The organism is Bacillus sp. Medicinal_06, assembly GCF_056711665.1.
In genome coordinates this window covers 1-14,797 of record NZ_JBWYHD010000019.1, presented here as the reverse complement: position 1 = coordinate 14,797, position 14,797 = coordinate 1, and the positions used below count along the sequence as shown (strand labels likewise).

Here is a 14,797-nt window from a genome sequence, read left to right as displayed (position 1 = left end):
AAGATGTGTCTTCCCTACATGCTCATGTATTGAGGGGGAACAAAGATGAACTTAATTTTAATGGGGCTTCCTGGTGCTGGTAAAGGTACACAAGCCGAACAGATTGTTGCCAAGTATAACATCCCTCACATTTCAACAGGAGATATGTTCCGTGCAGCTATGAAAGCTGAAACTGAACTTGGTTTACAAGCGAAATCTTTTATTGATAAAGGTGCCCTTGTTCCAGATGAAGTTACAATTGGAATCGTTCGTGAACGTTTAAGCCAAGAAGACTGTGTGAAAGGCTTCTTATTAGACGGTTTTCCACGAACAGTTGCACAAGCATCCGCTCTTGAAGAGATAATGAAAGATCTTGGCAAAAAAATCGACTATGTTTTAAACATTAATGTGGATTCAGGATTGTTATTAAAACGTCTTACAGGCCGTCGCATTTGTAAAGAGTGCGGTGCGACTTACCACTTAGAATTCAATCCACCAGCAAAAGCTGATGTGTGCGATAAATGTGGTGGCGAATTATATCAACGCTCTGATGACAATGAAGAAACTGTAGCGAATCGTTTAGAGGTAAATATTAAGCAAACAAAACCTTTGCTTGATTTCTATGAAGAGCTTGGTTACTTACAAAGCATTAATGGTGAGCAAGATATCAATAAAGTATTTGCTGATATCGATGTTCTCATCGGAGGCTTAGCGTAATGATCATTTGCAAAACTCCTCGCGAGATAGAGATCATGCGAGAAGCGGGCAAGATCGTTGCTTTAACTCATCAAGAGTTGAAAAAGCATATTGCTCCAGGAATTACAACGAAAGAGCTCGATCAAATAGCGGAAAAGACGATTCGAAAATATGGTGCTACGCCATCTTTTAAAGGATACAACGGATTTCCGGGAAGCATCTGTGCTTCTGTAAATGAAGAGCTTGTACATGGGATTCCAGGAAAGCGCAAGCTCCAAGAAGGCGATATCATCAGTATCGATATTGGTGCGAAATACAATGGGTACCATGGAGATTCTGCATGGACGTATCCAGTAGGAAACATTTCTGAATCTGTTCAAAAGCTACTTGATGTCACAGAAAAATCGTTGTATCTTGGTCTAGAACAAATAAAACCAGGCGAAAGATTATCCAATATCTCACATGCGGTTCAAACGTATGCTGAAGACAATGGATTCTCGATCGTTAGGGAGTATGTTGGTCACGGAATCGGGCAAGACTTACATGAAGACCCTCAAATCCCGCACTATGGTCCACCAAATAAAGGTCCTAGATTAAAGCCGGGCATGGTCATCTGTGTTGAGCCGATGGTGAACCAAGGAAGACGATATGTAAAAACACTATCTGATGACTGGACAGTGGTAACGGTAGATGGTAAATGGTGTGCCCACTTCGAGCACACGATTGCTCTTACAGAAGCAGGATACGAAATCCTTACCACTTTATAAGTAGCTGGCTCTCCGGGATTTCAGAGCAGTGTAAAATGTTACTGAAGAAGGGAGAACTATTGAATGGCTAAAGATGATGTAATTGAAGTCGAAGGTACCGTTCTTGAAACGTTGCCAAATGCTATGTTCAAAGTAGAATTAGAGAATGGGCATGTCGTATTGGCTCACGTTTCTGGTAAAATCCGTATGAACTTCATTCGTATTTTACCAGGAGACAAAGTTACGGTAGAATTATCTCCGTACGATTTAAATCGTGGTCGTATTACGTACCGTTTTAAATAATATAGCACTCCGTAATCTTTAAGGAGGTTCGAGACATGAAAGTAAGACCGTCAGTTAAACCAATCTGCGAAAAATGTAAAGTTATTCGTAGACGTGGAAAAGTAATGGTTATTTGTGAAAACCCTAAACATAAACAAAAACAAGGTTAATCAGAAGGAGGTGCATTCGGAATGGCACGTATCGCAGGTGTAGATATTCCTCGTGACAAACGCGTTGTTATTTCTTTAACTTACGTATTCGGCATTGGTCGCACAACTGCTGAAAAAATTCTTGCTGAAGCTGGTGTTTCTGAAGAAACACGAGTTCGTGATTTAACGGAAGACGAATTAGGACGTATCCGTGATATCATCGATCGTATTAAAGTTGAGGGAGACCTTCGTCGTGAAGTATCTCTTAACATTAAACGTCTAATGGAGATCGGTTCTTACCGTGGTCTTCGTCACCGTCGTGGTTTACCAGTTCGTGGTCAAAACTCTAAAAACAATGCTCGTACACGTAAAGGTCCACGTCGTACAGTAGCAAATAAAAAGAAATAATAAGTAAAGGAGGTTGAACTAACAATGGCACGTAAAACAAACACTCGTAAAAAACGTGTGAAAAAGAATATTGAAGCTGGTGTAGCTCATATTCGTTCTACTTTCAACAACACAATCGTAACACTTACAGACACTCACGGTAACGCGCTTTCTTGGTCTAGTGCTGGTGCACTTGGTTTCCGTGGATCTCGTAAATCTACTCCATTCGCTGCGCAAATGGCTGCTGAAACTGCTGCTAAAGTTGCAATGGAGCACGGTTTAAAAACTTTAGAGGTTACTGTAAAAGGTCCTGGTGCTGGTCGTGAAGCTGCAATTCGTGCTCTTCAAGCTGCAGGTCTAGAAGTAACAGCAATCAGAGATGTTACTCCAGTTCCTCATAATGGATGTCGTCCGCCAAAACGTCGTCGTGTTTAATTTTTCTGTATAGAATTTTCCCTTTTGTCTATAATGGATATGATGCATTATCGAGAAATTTCGTACAGAAACATCGCTTGTTGTGCACAATCGGGAACTGCCTAAGGGGGACTTTCGGTTAGACAGAGGTTTTTCCTTTGTTTAGCCGGGGTTTCGACGTTTTGAAGGAGGGTTTAGTTAATGATTGAAATCGAAAAACCGAAAATCGAAACGGTTGAACTTAATGAAGATGCTAAGTATGGCAAATTCGTGATTGAACCGCTTGAGCGTGGATATGGTACTACTTTGGGTAACTCCCTACGTCGTATTCTTTTATCCTCACTCCCTGGTGCCGCTGTAACTGCCATCCAAATCGATGGCGTATTACACGAGTTTTCAACAGTTGAGGGCGTAGTAGAAGACGTAACAACGATCATCTTAAACTTGAAAAAGTTAGCTCTTAAAATCTACTCTGAGGAAGAGAAGACGTTGGAAATCGATGTACAGGGCGAAGGTATTGTCACAGCTGCAGATATTACTCACGATAGTGATGTTGAAATCTTAAATCCAGATTTATACATTGCGACGTTAGCAAAGGATGCGCATTTCCGCGTGCGTTTAACTGCAAAGCGTGGCCGTGGGTATACGCCAGCTGATGCAAATAAAAGCGAAGATCAACCAATAGGAGTTATTCCTATTGATTCTATTTATACTCCAGTATCACGTGTTACTTACCAAGTGGAAAAGACACGTGTCGGACAAGTGGCAAATTATGATAAGCTTACGCTTGATGTATGGACGGATGGAAGCATCGGGCCAAAAGAAGCTATCTCTTTAGGTGCCAAAATCTTAACTGAGCATTTAAACATCTTCGTTGGTTTAACTGATGAAGCACAAAATGCTGAGATTATGGTCGAGAAGGAAGAAGATCAAAAAGAAAAAGTTCTAGAAATGACTATTGAAGAACTTGATCTTTCTGTTCGTTCTTATAATTGCTTAAAACGTGCAGGAATTAATACTGTACAAGAGCTTGCGAACAAAACAGAAGAAGATATGATGAAAGTTCGTAACTTAGGACGTAAATCCTTAGAAGAAGTTAAGCATAAGCTTGAGGAATTAGGTTTAGGCTTACGTAAAGACGACTGAGGATTTAATCTCATCAACAAAGGAGGGAACTACGAATGGCATACAGAAAATTAGGCCGTACAAGTGCGCAACGTAAAGCTATGTTACGTGACTTAGCTACTGATTTAATTATCAACGAGCGCATCCAAACGACAGAAACTCGTGCAAAAGAACTTCGTTCTGTAGTGGAAAAAATGATCACTTTAGGTAAACGCGGAGATCTTCATGCTCGCCGTCAAGCTGCATCTTTCATCCGCAATGAAGTTGCTAATGCTGAGACTGGTCAAGATGCACTTCAAAAATTATTCGCTGATGTAGCTCCACGCTATGCTGAGCGTCAAGGCGGATACACTCGTATTGCAAAAATTGGTCCACGTCGCGGAGACGCAGCACCAATGGTAATTATCGAGTTAGTATAATGATAATTAAAAGGGCAGGACAGTTCTTTTCAAGTAACTGGTCGTGGCCCTTTTTTTTTAAATATAGAAAATAGGCTAACTTGATGAAGTAGTGAGAGAGGGTGCCTTGCATTGAAAAAAGAGAAACTTCGCACACAAAATATATCATTTCAATATCCCGGGGCAACTTCTTATGCGCTAAAAGACGTATCATTCTCCTTATATGAGGGAGAATGGGTTTCTGTAATTGGACAAAATGGTTCAGGGAAGTCTACACTGGCAAAATTATTAAATGGTTTATTTTTACCGGAATCAGGAACGATTATTGTAAATGATACAATGATTTTATCTGAAGAAACGGTATGGGATATTCGAAAACAAATAGGTATGGTATTTCAAAACCCAGATAATCAATTTGTTGGGACAACGGTGCAAGATGATGTTGTATTTGGTCTTGAAAATATCGGGATGCCTCGGGAACAGATGGTAGAACGGGTGAATCAAGCACTTAAGATGGTCCGAATGGAAGATTTTCTTAATGAGGAGCCTCATTCGTTATCTGGTGGACAAAAGCAACGTGTGGCGATTGCAGGTGTGTTAGCATTGCAACCATCTATTTTAATATTGGATGAAGCAACATCGATGCTAGACCCACAAGGACGACGTGAAGTAATTGAAACGGTTAGGAAGCTTGTGGATACAAAAGGCATTACCGTATTATCGATTACGCATGATTTGGAAGAAGCTGCACAGTCAGATCGTGTTATCATTTTGAATCAGGGAGAAATATTAGAGGCAGGTATGCCAGAGCAAATTTTTAATTCCTCTCATATGCTTAGGGAAATCGGGTTAGATGTACCATTCTCAGTAAAAATAGCAGAATTATTAAAAAGAAATGATATTCCACTGCAAAATACGCATCTTACAATGGAAAGCTTGGTGAACGAACTTTGGAGATTACATTCCAAACAGTAGAGCATCGTTATCAATATAAAACTCCATTTGAAAGACGCGCGCTTTATGATGTAAACGTGTCGTTTCCAAGTGGGGGGTATTATGCCATTATCGGCCATACTGGTTCGGGCAAATCAACGATGATTCAACATTTAAATGGTTTATTGCAACCGACAAATGGTACGGTTCAAATTGGGAAGCATTTGATTTCCTCGCAAAAGAAAGAAAAGAAATTAAAGCCACTGCGAAAAAAAGTAGGGGTTGTCTTTCAATTTCCAGAGCATCAGTTATTTGAAGAAACCGTTGAGAAAGATATTTGTTTTGGGCCCTCAAATTTCGGAGTATCGGAAGAAGAGGCAAGACAAAAGGCAAGGGATGCAATTGAGCTTGTAGGACTAGATCCAGAGCTATTAGCGCGTTCTCCATTTGAGTTAAGTGGTGGACAGATGAGACGTGTTGCAATAGCAGGTGTACTTGCAATGGAACCTGAAGTTCTCGTATTAGATGAACCGACAGCAGGGCTTGACCCTAAGGGACAACAAGAGCTTATGGAGATGTTTTATAAGCTTCATAAGGAGCAGGGTTTGACAGTAATCTTAGTTACTCATAATATGGAGGATGCTGCCAAGTATGCAGATCAAATTGTGGTTATGCATAAAGGAACGGTCTTTTTGCAAGGAACAGCAGAGGAAGTATTCTTACATGCAGATGAGTTAGAACAAATCGGTGTAGACCTTCCAATGTCTTTAAAGTATAAACGTGCAATTGAAGAGAAGTTTGGTATTTCGATTCCAAAGGCTACCTTATCTTTAGAGGATCTTACTCATGAAGTTGTACAGGTGTTACGAAAAGGTGGTCATGAATCATGCAGCAGTTGATTATTGGGAGATATATTCCAGGTAAGTCGCTCATTCATCAACTTGATCCACGTGCGAAGCTGTTGATTGTCTTTTTATATGTATTTGTTGTCTTTTTAGCAAATAATGCGATTTCATATGGACTTTTATTTTTATATGCACTCATTGCTTTATTTTTTGCAAAAGTGCCGATTCGTTATGTACTTTCGGGCTTAAAACCAATCTTATGGATTTTTCTGTTTACATTTTTTCTGCATATTTTTACAAATAAAGAAGGGGATGTACTTCTTCAGCTTGGTTGGTTTTCGATACATGAAAAGGGATTAGAGCAAGGGATATATATTTCTATACGATTTTTTGTCATTATTTTAATGACGACATTATTAACACTAACAACAACACCTATTGAAATTACTGACGGTATGGAAACGTTGTTAAAGCCGTTAAAGCGTATAAAGGTTCCTGTGCATGAAATCGCATTAATGATGTCCATTTCTCTTCGTTTTATCCCCACATTAATGGATGAGACGAGCAAAATTATGAAAGCACAAGCATCCCGTGGTATTGATTTTGCTGGCGGGCCGATAAAAGATCGATTAAAGGCGGTTATTTCTTTACTTGTACCGCTTTTTATTAGTGCATTTAAACGTGCTGAGGACTTAGCGATTGCAATGGAAGCACGTGGGTATCAAAGCGGTGAGGGACGTACTAAATTTAGGCAGCTACGCTGGAAAACAAGTGATACGTTAACAATAGTGAGTTTACTTTGTTTAGCGTGTATTCTAGCATGGGTGCGATCATAATGGAGAATAGAGAAATGGAAAGAATAAAATGTACAGTTGCATATGATGGCATCAACTTTTGCGGTTATCAAATTCAACCGCAGCATCGTACTGTGCAACAAGAAATAGAGAAAGCACTGCAAAAATTGCATAAAGGAGAGCTTGTTCGTGTTCAGGCATCAGGGCGGACAGATTCTACTGTTCATGCAAGAGGACAGGTGATCCATTTTGATACATCGTTATCGCTTGAAGAATGGCAATGGATGAATGCTTTAAATACGATGTTGCCAGATGATATTGTGGTCTTGCAAGTAGAGAAAAAAACAGAAGATTTTCACGCGCGATACGGTGTGGAAAGAAAAGAATATCGTTACCGGGTATTATTATCTAAAACAGCTGATGTATTCCGTAGAAATTACGTATATCAGTATCCATATCCACTCGAGATAGAATCTATTCGTAAGGCAATTCCTTATTTTATTGGTACGCATGATTTTACTTCATTTTGCTCGGCAAAAACTGACAAAAAAGATAAAGTGCGAACAATTTATGAAATAGATTTAATCGAACAAGAAGATGAATTAATTTTTCGTTTTGTAGGCAATGGATTTTTATATAATATGGTGCGAATTATTGTTGGTACGCTACTTAGCGTAGGACAAGGAAAACTTGATCCTGACAGCATTCCAGAGATTTTAAAAAAACAAGATCGTCGTTTTGCTGGGAAGATGGTGCCAGGGCATGGGCTTTATTTATGGCAGGTAAACTATAACAACTAATCCTGGTGTAACATTTGCTTGACATTAGAAACTCAAAAGGATATCATAACATATGGTATTGTTTCTAAAACCACGATTAGCCCCGGAAGGAAATCGTGTTTAAGATAAACAATAGATTTTTTCTATGGAAAAGATAACGAGGAGGGAAACAAATGCGTACGACTTTTATGGCAAAAGCTAACGAAGTTGAGCGTAAATGGTATGTGGTTGACGCTGAAGGTCAAACTTTAGGTCGCCTTGCTAGTGAAGTAGCATCCATTTTACGTGGTAAAAACAAACCTACATTTACACCACACGTTGACACGGGTGATCATGTAATTATTATTAACGCTGAGAAAATTCATTTAACAGGTAATAAATTAAACGATAAAATTTACTACCGTCACACTAACCACCCAGGTGGTCTTAAACAAAGAACAGCTCTAGAAATGCGTACAAACTACCCTGTACAAATGTTAGAGCTTGCAATTAAAGGCATGCTTCCAAAAGGACGTTTAGGACGTCAAGTGTCTAAAAAATTAAATGTGTATGCTGGAGCAGAGCATCCACACCAAGCACAAAAACCAGAAGTTTACGAACTTCGCGGATAATTAATTAAAGGAGGGCTTACTTTGGCACAGGTTCAATACTATGGTACTGGACGTCGTAAGAGTTCAGTAGCGCGCGTACGCCTAGTTCCAGGCGAAGGACGCGTTATCATTAACGGTCGTGATTTTGAAAACTATATCCCATTTGCTGCATTACGTGAAGTAGTGAAACAACCTCTAGTTGCAACAGAAACTTTAGGTAACTACGATGTACTTGTAAACGTAAATGGTGGTGGATACACTGGTCAAGCTGGTGCTATTCGTCACGGTATTTCTCGCGCTTTATTAAAAGCTGACCCAGAATACCGTCTAACATTAAAACGTGCAGGTCTATTAACTCGTGACGCACGTATGAAAGAGCGTAAAAAATACGGTCTTAAAGGCGCACGTCGTGCACCTCAGTTCTCAAAACGTTAATTTTTGCGAACTTCAAACCCCAGCCATTTGGCTGGGGTTTTTATTATGCCTAATGGAACTATATGTTGAGGCTTCCATCATCGATTGTGAGTTTATGGAATAAATCTATTTTGATTTTTAACATATAAATCGCTGCTACGAAGAGTGAAAAGTGACCTGCACTCCTATATTTCTTTTGTTTTAGTTTCTCATAGGACAGGTGACAGTTGCTATTCATGGCTAGATGTTCTCTTCCATCTAAAGAGAAAGATTTTATTCCGCATTAACGGGCACTAAGACCCCTATCTTAATATTGAAAGAGAGATGACAAAGATATAGGTGGGAGTGAGAGAAAAGCCCACTGATTAAAGCTTCACTTTATATTGCCTTTTCCTTATATAATTATCCTCAAGTATTTTTAGTCCTCTTATTTATCCCACATTAGCGGTTAGGAACACTCCCACCTCAAAATTCAGAGAAAGCAATGTCCAGCTCTAGCGGCTAGAATCTCCGGTCGTTTCGCCTCCTCGGACGAGGCAAAAAGCGCCTCTCTGTCGGGGGGTGATTAAAGTTTCACTTTATAGCTTGGAATATTTTAGTGCTACCTTCTCACGTATGCTTCTTCTTCAGAAGCTTAGACTAATACGTATTAGGGAGGTTTATAAGTACTATGAATGTCATTGTTACCTTACAAGAAAAACAAAAAGAAAAGCAGTTGAAATATGAGCGAAAGATGCTTCGCGAATTATCATTAAAAACGTTAAGGTCCAATATTCGTGATGCTTTCGATATGAAAGAATTGCACAGGCAGTATGAGGATTATTGTATTGAACTGGGAATTGAATCGTACTTATTAGGAGCAAGATATAGCAAATTTGGCTATTATGGTGAATCTTTTTTTGATGTGAAATATAGAGCATTAGAAGAGGAACAGCAATTAACGGAGATGTTGTTTCAATTTTTAACAAGCACGACTATGCGGGAGATAGAATCGAACGATGAGGAATTGCTTTATGAATCTTGTGCGCAATTTATTAGTTCATGGTGGCGTGAGGGATACGAAAAGGGTGAAAGAAGATATCGCTTAAAGCTGCATTAAGAAAAGCATAAACTTTCCTCTTGTCCCATATAAGTAATTAGAGGGACTAGCTGGAGGAGGAAAGGTATGAAGAGAATTCGGATTATCTCTTTTATGCTTGCTGCAGTTGTACTGTTTTTCTTGGTAAAACAAGAATTTCAAATTACAAAGTCGTGGCGGGCTTGGAACTTACCCTTATCTGGGAAAGTAATTGTATTAGACGCTGGGCATGGTGGACCAGATGGAGGGGCAGTTGGTGGTCAGGACATAGTGGAAAAAAATATTACGCTTGAAATTACAAAAATGGTACAAGATTATTTGCAGGAGCAAGGAGCTTTAGTTATTTTGACGAGAGAGGGAGATTATGATTTAGCTGACAAAAGTACAAAATCATATAGTAGACGTAAGGCAGAAGATTTAAAAAAGCGTGTAGAAATTATTAATAAGCCCGATGTAGACTTTTTTGCGAGCATTCATTTAAATGCCCTGACGAGTAGTGGATCAAAAGGAGCACAAACGTTTTATTACCGCTCTTTAATCGAAAATGAACGAGCAGCGAAGTTTATACAGGCTGAATTACGAACGAGTTTAGAAAATACAAACCGTTCTGCTAAAACGATCTCTCATGTTTATTTGCTTAAGTATGCAAAAACACCTGGTGCTTTAATTGAAGCTGGTTTTTTATCCAATGTAAATGAACGATATATGTTAAATTCGGAGAAATATCAGCAAAAGGTGGCAGCTGCTATATACCGTGGAATACTACGTTATTTTACGGAGAAAGGGAATCCTCCTGAATAAGGAGGGTTTTTTGAATTCCTCTCGTTAACGAAGTTTTCGGAAAATATGTTATACTGGAAATGAAAACGCATTTATTTTTGGAATGAAAATATACAAACCCAATTCATTTAACATTACTTTACTTTTCATACAGGGGGCTGGGCTGATTATGGTAACGAAAGAGCAAGTAGTGAAAGCACTTGAAGGGATTACTGATCCATTTCTACATAAAACATTGAAAGAAACAAATGCAATTAAAGAGGTAACTGTAAAGCCTGAGAAAGAGCATGTCAGTGTTAAAATTGCGATTGTAAAAACAGGGACTGCTGAACAAATGCAATTGCAGTCAGCTATTGTAAAGCTTGTGAAAGAACTTGGAGCCGCAACGGTTGGTTTGCGTTTTGCTGAATTTACAGAGGACGAGCTAGCTCAATTTGCGCCGCCTCAGGAAGAACAAGGAAGCGAATCTTTACTATCACCGCATTCTAAAACAACATTTTTAGCGGTTGCAAGTGGAAAAGGTGGGGTTGGTAAATCAACGGTTTCTGTAAACCTTGCAATTTCATTAGCTCGTTTAGGAAAGAAAGTTGGTATTATTGACGCTGATATATATGGCTTTAGTGTACCAGATATGATGGGAATCGAAAAACGTCCAATCGTAAGGGGCGATAAAATTATTCCTGTAGAGCGTTTAGGGGTAAAAGTAATTTCAATGGGCTTCTTTGTAGAAGACAATGCTCCTGTTATTTGGAGAGGACCAATGCTTGGTAAAATGTTAAATCACTTTTTCACAGAGGTGGAATGGGGAGATTTAGATTATTTAGTATTAGACTTACCACCAGGTACAGGGGATGTGGCCTTAGATGTGCATTCAATGCTACCATCTTGTAAAGAAATTATTGTAACAACACCTCATCCAACAGCGGCATTTGTAGCAGCTCGTGCAGGTGCTATGGCACTTCGTACTGAACATAGTATTCTTGGGGTTGTTGAAAATATGGCTTACTTCGAAAGTAAAGTAACCGGTGAGAAAGAGTATGTGTTTGGCAAAGGCGGAGGAGATAAATTAGCTGCAGAATTACAAACAGATGTATTAGGGCGAATTCCACTTCAGCAACCAGATTGGAATAAAGATGATTTTGCACCATCAGTATACGAGGATACACATAAAACAGGTGTCATCTACAGGACAATAGCTGAGCAAGTTATTGATAGAACATCAGTTAAACAAAAATAAACCTCTACGAGTAGAAAATTTCCCCGCCTTACATATGTAGAGGTGGGGAAATTCTTATGTGTAGAGATTCGTTTTACTTTTGTTCTTGTCTTTCGTCTTGTGATCCGCCTTCTCCGCCACCTTCTTTTTTCTCAGCTCCGCCACCTTTTTCAGCTTTTTCAATACCTTTACTAATGATATCAATCATCTTAGTTTGGAAGAGTGGGCTTTCAGCAGTCTCTGTTAATACTTGTTGCAAATATTGACGATACTCTTTGCTTTTCATTGTTTGTAGCATCATTTTTTCCACTTCGGGATTTTTCATAATTTCTATAACACCTGCTTGGTATTCAGGGTCTTTTAATAGAGTCTTCATTAAGGTTGTTTGTTCTTTTTCGATACCTTTGGCGAATTTCGTTGAAAACTCAGGATCCTTAAATAGTTTTTCCCAAAGCTGCTGCCCCTTTTCAGATACCATTGCATCTTCAATCGTTTTTTTGACTACGGCTTCATCTAATATAAGTGCTTGTTTCACTTTCTCATCTGTTAATACATCTTGGATTGCTTTCTTCCCTTGATCAGTTTTTAAAATATCGACAATCATTTTTTTTGTTTGATCGTAATCTAATTCAGATTTCGCTTCTTCTCCTTGCGCACATGCGGTAAGTGTAGTGAAAAGAAGTGAAGAAACTAAAATGAGCAGCATCCGTTTCATTAGTTGGAGCTCCTTTCAACACAGTTCTCTTTTTTAATATAAATATCTTAGAGGAATTTATACATGTTCATGGCTAGCTTTTTGAAATTGTCATTGATACAATTTAAGTAGAAATATATCAATAATGGGGGATGGGTTGTGAATAGCCGAAAATGGGTACGACTATTTTTAACGACGTTACTGCTTGGGGGAATTAGTACAATCCTTATTGGTTTTATTTTAGGATGGGACAAGTACGCTAAATTTTTTCAAAATTTCGACGGAAAAGAGATTCTAATGATTTCTTTTTGGTTACTTGGGGTTGGATTTATTTTTAGTGTAATTAGTCAAATGGGCTTTTTTGCGTATTTAACAGTTCATCGTTTTGGACTAGGAATGTTTCGGTCGTCTTCTCTTTGGAACGCAGTTCAGCTCTTTTTCATTGCATTTGTACTGTTTGATTTCGTTTATTTAAGGTCGGTACTCGTTGCAAATGGAGAAGTTTCGTTTGGAAATAATATTCTTGTGGCTGGAATATTATTTTTATTTGGGGCAATTGTAGCCTATATAAAGAGTAAAGAGACGAATAAGAAAGCATTTATACCTGCTTTATTCTTTATGGTCGTCGTAACAATTCTTGAATGGGTACCGGCGCTCCGGATTAATGATACCGATTGGTTATATTTAATGGTTATCCCGCTTCTTTTGTGTAATGCATATCAGTTACTCATATTACATCGTTTAATAGGACAACAAAAAAGTAAGTCAGCAAGTTAAGAAGATGAGAGTGAAAAAGAGTACAACGCCTTTTGTGTGAGGTGTTGTACTCTTTTTAGTATAGATTGACTTTTACTCGCTATTGGTAGGTGGGGAATGAAGAACTCCCTAGTGATTAAAGTTTTACTTTATATCATTACTTTTTGCATCTGTATTAGAAATAAGTTGTGATACCGATACTTGCTCATAGCCATCACTTTTTAATTTTTGCAGAAGCAGCGGTAAAGATTTATTTGTTTGAAGTGCCGAATCAGAAGCGTGTAATAAAACGATGTCTCCCCCTCGTAAATTGTTAGCAACGGTTGATACAATTTTATTTACACCAGGATTTTTCCAGTCGTTTGAATTATTACTCCAGTGTACAACAGTATATCCGAGAGATTCTGCAACTTTAAGAACAGTTTTATTAAATTCCCCGCTAGGAGGGCGCAAGAGCTTGACTTGTTTTATGCCGAGCTTTGTAAATACATCTTGCGAACGTAAAAGATCTCTCCGCATTTCGTTTGCTTCCAAAGAAGTGTAGGATGTATAGTTATATCCCATACTGCCAATTTCGTGTCCATCCTGTATAATCCGTTCCACAATGTCAGGGTGTCTCTCTGCCCATGCTGCAGAGAGGAAGAAAGTCGCATTTTTAATTTCCCTTTCTTTTAAAGTGTCCAGAATCGGAAGCGCCTTTTTATCTCCCCAACTAATATCGAATGTTAACGCAACTTGTTTTTTTGCGGTATCGCCTTTGTAAATGACTTTTGGACCAGTTGCAGTTGAAAAAGCAGATTGATGAGAATATGTCTTTAAAAAGAGAAGCCATGCTGTAAATAAGGATAGTACAATAATTAAACTAATGTGCTTAAATTTACGTTTACTTGTTATAAAAAAGAAAAACATAATACTCCGCCCCTTTGTCCAATCCTTTTCAGTTACTTATATGCTCAAAAAGTTGAAAAGAGAACTGAACGATTAATATCGTAGGAAATGGATATAATGGACAATATAGTGTGATTTTTAATTTTAAGGATGATGCATTCGTCCTTAGAGTTGATGAATATATCACGTTACTTCGTATACATATACCCAATTCGGATTTTCTAATATATAAGTTGCTGCTATGAAAATAAAAAGAAATCTCCACTTGTTTTTTCTCTTTGTTTTTACTCAGCGTGAGGCGGAAAAAGGATCTGACCGCTTTTGTGTATGATCGGATACCCTCTCCTATCTAAAAGGAAATGGCTTATAGCGGTTTATCAATTTGCATTTACATAGACATATGAGTAATTGTTGAGGTGATAGTTTGCTTGGGATTATGATTACAAAAGAAGAACAGAAAGAAATAGAATATGTATTGAAGAGAGAGTTAGATGAACTTTTATTTGATTTTGCAGATGAGCGAATACATGATGTTGTAAAAAAGACAATGGAAGAACGATATAAAATTATTTTTTGTTTGTTTCGAAGAGTAGCAAATGCAGAAGAGTGCACCCGTTATGTAAGAAAAAGAATTTTTTATTAAAAGTTGTTGACGATAGGATTCAATCTATGATAAATTAATAACCGTCGCTGATGCGAGAAACGCAGAAAGCGAAAAAAGAAATTGAAAAACTTAGTTGACATCGAAAAACGAAGATGTTAACATAAGGAAGTCGCAAATGAGCGACAAACGAGTTCTTTGAAAACTGAACGAAACAAACAACGTGAAACGTCAATTTTTATTTTAGATGCTA

21 protein-coding genes are annotated in these 14,797 nt (G+C 38.3%); 19 read left to right on the top strand and 2 right to left on the bottom strand.

Annotated features, from left to right (window positions below):
* Positions 1 to 45: 45 nt before the first annotated feature.
* From AC1M36_RS25485 to AC1M36_RS25405, 17 genes are all read left to right on the top strand, one after another.
* A complete protein-coding gene (locus tag AC1M36_RS25485; protein WP_097898926.1) occupies positions 46 to 696 on the top strand; it encodes an adenylate kinase in 651 nt (216 codons plus the stop codon).
* Positions 696 to 1,442: a type I methionyl aminopeptidase gene (map, locus tag AC1M36_RS25480; RefSeq protein ID WP_336453936.1), complete on the top strand. Its 747-nt coding sequence runs from the start codon at positions 696 to 698 to the stop codon at positions 1,440 to 1,442. The genes AC1M36_RS25485 and map overlap by 1 nt, the downstream gene beginning before the upstream one ends.
* Before the next feature lie 63 nt (positions 1,443 to 1,505).
* The gene (gene infA, locus AC1M36_RS25475) at positions 1,506 to 1,724 is read left to right on the top strand and encodes a translation initiation factor IF-1 (RefSeq protein ID WP_001029884.1); all 219 of its coding nucleotides are present in this window, start codon (positions 1,506 to 1,508) and stop codon (positions 1,722 to 1,724) included.
* Between the two features lie 35 nt (positions 1,725 to 1,759).
* Complete coding sequence (rpmJ, locus tag AC1M36_RS25470; RefSeq protein ID WP_000868344.1) at positions 1,760 to 1,873, top strand: 50S ribosomal protein L36; 114 nt, start codon at positions 1,760 to 1,762, stop codon at positions 1,871 to 1,873.
* Positions 1,874 to 1,894: 21 nt separating this feature from the next.
* The gene (gene rpsM / locus AC1M36_RS25465) at positions 1,895 to 2,260 is read left to right on the top strand and encodes a 30S ribosomal protein S13 (RefSeq protein WP_000090789.1); all 366 of its coding nucleotides are present in this window, start codon (positions 1,895 to 1,897) and stop codon (positions 2,258 to 2,260) included.
* 24 nt (positions 2,261 to 2,284) lie between these two features.
* Complete coding sequence (rpsK, locus tag AC1M36_RS25460) at positions 2,285 to 2,674, top strand: 30S ribosomal protein S11 (RefSeq protein ID WP_000101801.1); 390 nt, start codon at positions 2,285 to 2,287, stop codon at positions 2,672 to 2,674.
* A 180-nt stretch (positions 2,675 to 2,854) separates the two neighbouring features.
* Positions 2,855 to 3,799, top strand: coding sequence for a DNA-directed RNA polymerase subunit alpha (locus tag AC1M36_RS25455; protein WP_000569645.1), 945 nt, complete (start codon positions 2,855 to 2,857; stop codon positions 3,797 to 3,799).
* A 35-nt stretch (positions 3,800 to 3,834) separates the two neighbouring features.
* Positions 3,835 to 4,197, top strand: a complete 363-nt coding sequence (rplQ, locus tag AC1M36_RS25450) for a 50S ribosomal protein L17 (RefSeq protein ID WP_000331491.1) — start codon at positions 3,835 to 3,837, stop codon at positions 4,195 to 4,197.
* A 111-nt stretch (positions 4,198 to 4,308) separates the two neighbouring features.
* Complete coding sequence (locus AC1M36_RS25445; protein ID WP_336453937.1) at positions 4,309 to 5,151, top strand: energy-coupling factor ABC transporter ATP-binding protein; 843 nt, start codon at positions 4,309 to 4,311, stop codon at positions 5,149 to 5,151.
* On the top strand, positions 5,127 to 6,008 hold the full coding sequence (locus tag AC1M36_RS25440; protein WP_336453938.1) for an energy-coupling factor ABC transporter ATP-binding protein: 882 nt from the start codon (positions 5,127 to 5,129) through the stop codon (positions 6,006 to 6,008). Before AC1M36_RS25445 ends, AC1M36_RS25440 begins: the two co-directional genes overlap by 25 nt.
* A complete protein-coding gene (locus tag AC1M36_RS25435) occupies positions 5,996 to 6,790 on the top strand; it encodes an energy-coupling factor transporter transmembrane component T family protein (protein ID WP_336453939.1) in 795 nt (264 codons plus the stop codon). The genes AC1M36_RS25440 and AC1M36_RS25435 overlap by 13 nt, the downstream gene beginning before the upstream one ends.
* A gap of 14 nt (positions 6,791 to 6,804) precedes the next feature.
* Positions 6,805 to 7,548, top strand: a complete 744-nt coding sequence (gene truA, locus AC1M36_RS25430) for a tRNA pseudouridine(38-40) synthase TruA (RefSeq protein WP_336453940.1) — start codon at positions 6,805 to 6,807, stop codon at positions 7,546 to 7,548.
* Positions 7,549 to 7,700: 152 nt separating this feature from the next.
* The gene (rplM, locus tag AC1M36_RS25425) at positions 7,701 to 8,138 is read left to right on the top strand and encodes a 50S ribosomal protein L13 (RefSeq protein WP_001260793.1); all 438 of its coding nucleotides are present in this window, start codon (positions 7,701 to 7,703) and stop codon (positions 8,136 to 8,138) included.
* Between the two features lie 21 nt (positions 8,139 to 8,159).
* Entirely contained in the window at positions 8,160 to 8,552 is a 393-nt protein-coding gene (gene rpsI, locus AC1M36_RS25420) for a 30S ribosomal protein S9 (protein WP_000079986.1), read from the top strand.
* Between the two features lie 649 nt (positions 8,553 to 9,201).
* Positions 9,202 to 9,630, top strand: a complete 429-nt coding sequence (locus tag AC1M36_RS25415; protein WP_336453941.1) for a DUF2521 family protein — start codon at positions 9,202 to 9,204, stop codon at positions 9,628 to 9,630.
* Between the two features lie 66 nt (positions 9,631 to 9,696).
* On the top strand, positions 9,697 to 10,410 hold the full coding sequence (gene cwlD, locus AC1M36_RS25410; RefSeq protein ID WP_174102836.1) for an N-acetylmuramoyl-L-alanine amidase CwlD: 714 nt from the start codon (positions 9,697 to 9,699) through the stop codon (positions 10,408 to 10,410).
* Between the two features lie 148 nt (positions 10,411 to 10,558).
* A complete protein-coding gene (locus tag AC1M36_RS25405; RefSeq protein WP_336453942.1) occupies positions 10,559 to 11,626 on the top strand; it encodes an Mrp/NBP35 family ATP-binding protein in 1,068 nt (355 codons plus the stop codon).
* 73 nt (positions 11,627 to 11,699) lie between these two features.
* Here the strand turns inward: AC1M36_RS25405 and gerD are convergent, their stop codons facing one another.
* A complete protein-coding gene (gene gerD, locus AC1M36_RS25400) occupies positions 11,700 to 12,320 on the bottom strand; it encodes a spore germination lipoprotein GerD (protein ID WP_479846325.1) in 621 nt (206 codons plus the stop codon).
* A 138-nt stretch (positions 12,321 to 12,458) separates the two neighbouring features.
* On the opposite strand from gerD, the gene AC1M36_RS25395 reads away from it, so the two are divergent.
* The gene (locus AC1M36_RS25395; RefSeq protein ID WP_336453944.1) at positions 12,459 to 13,076 is read left to right on the top strand and encodes a KinB-signaling pathway activation protein; all 618 of its coding nucleotides are present in this window, start codon (positions 12,459 to 12,461) and stop codon (positions 13,074 to 13,076) included.
* A 123-nt stretch (positions 13,077 to 13,199) separates the two neighbouring features.
* Here the strand turns inward: AC1M36_RS25395 and pdaB are convergent, their stop codons facing one another.
* Positions 13,200 to 13,964: a polysaccharide deacetylase family sporulation protein PdaB gene (gene pdaB / locus AC1M36_RS25390; RefSeq protein ID WP_336453945.1), complete on the bottom strand. Its 765-nt coding sequence runs from the start codon at positions 13,962 to 13,964 to the stop codon at positions 13,200 to 13,202.
* A 403-nt stretch (positions 13,965 to 14,367) separates the two neighbouring features.
* On the opposite strand from pdaB, the gene AC1M36_RS25385 reads away from it, so the two are divergent.
* Positions 14,368 to 14,586, top strand: a complete 219-nt coding sequence (locus tag AC1M36_RS25385; protein ID WP_241818096.1) for a hypothetical protein — start codon at positions 14,368 to 14,370, stop codon at positions 14,584 to 14,586.
* Positions 14,587 to 14,797: the final 211 nt, after the last annotated feature.

Coding starts and splice junctions, on each gene's coding strand:
- AC1M36_RS25435 (WP_336453939.1), top strand. CDS start 5,996: ATGCAGCAGTTGATTATTGGGAGATATATTCCAGGTAAGTCGCTCATT.
- map (WP_336453936.1), top strand. CDS start 696: ATGATCATTTGCAAAACTCCTCGCGAGATAGAGATCATGCGAGAAGCG.
- cwlD (WP_174102836.1), top strand. CDS start 9,697: ATGAAGAGAATTCGGATTATCTCTTTTATGCTTGCTGCAGTTGTACTG.
- AC1M36_RS25405 (WP_336453942.1), top strand. CDS start 10,559: ATGGTAACGAAAGAGCAAGTAGTGAAAGCACTTGAAGGGATTACTGAT.
- rplM (WP_001260793.1), top strand. CDS start 7,701: ATGCGTACGACTTTTATGGCAAAAGCTAACGAAGTTGAGCGTAAATGG.
- AC1M36_RS25485 (WP_097898926.1), top strand. CDS start 46: ATGAACTTAATTTTAATGGGGCTTCCTGGTGCTGGTAAAGGTACACAA.
- rpsK (WP_000101801.1), top strand. CDS start 2,285: ATGGCACGTAAAACAAACACTCGTAAAAAACGTGTGAAAAAGAATATT.
- truA (WP_336453940.1), top strand. CDS start 6,805: ATGGAAAGAATAAAATGTACAGTTGCATATGATGGCATCAACTTTTGC.
- gerD (WP_479846325.1), bottom strand. CDS start 12,320: ATGAAACGGATGCTGCTCATTTTAGTTTCTTCACTTCTTTTCACTACA.
- pdaB (WP_336453945.1), bottom strand. CDS start 13,964: ATGTTTTTCTTTTTTATAACAAGTAAACGTAAATTTAAGCACATTAGT.
- rpmJ (WP_000868344.1), top strand. CDS start 1,760: ATGAAAGTAAGACCGTCAGTTAAACCAATCTGCGAAAAATGTAAAGTT.
- rpsM (WP_000090789.1), top strand. CDS start 1,895: ATGGCACGTATCGCAGGTGTAGATATTCCTCGTGACAAACGCGTTGTT.
- AC1M36_RS25455 (WP_000569645.1), top strand. CDS start 2,855: ATGATTGAAATCGAAAAACCGAAAATCGAAACGGTTGAACTTAATGAA.
- rplQ (WP_000331491.1), top strand. CDS start 3,835: ATGGCATACAGAAAATTAGGCCGTACAAGTGCGCAACGTAAAGCTATG.
- infA (WP_001029884.1), top strand. CDS start 1,506: ATGGCTAAAGATGATGTAATTGAAGTCGAAGGTACCGTTCTTGAAACG.
- AC1M36_RS25415 (WP_336453941.1), top strand. CDS start 9,202: ATGAATGTCATTGTTACCTTACAAGAAAAACAAAAAGAAAAGCAGTTG.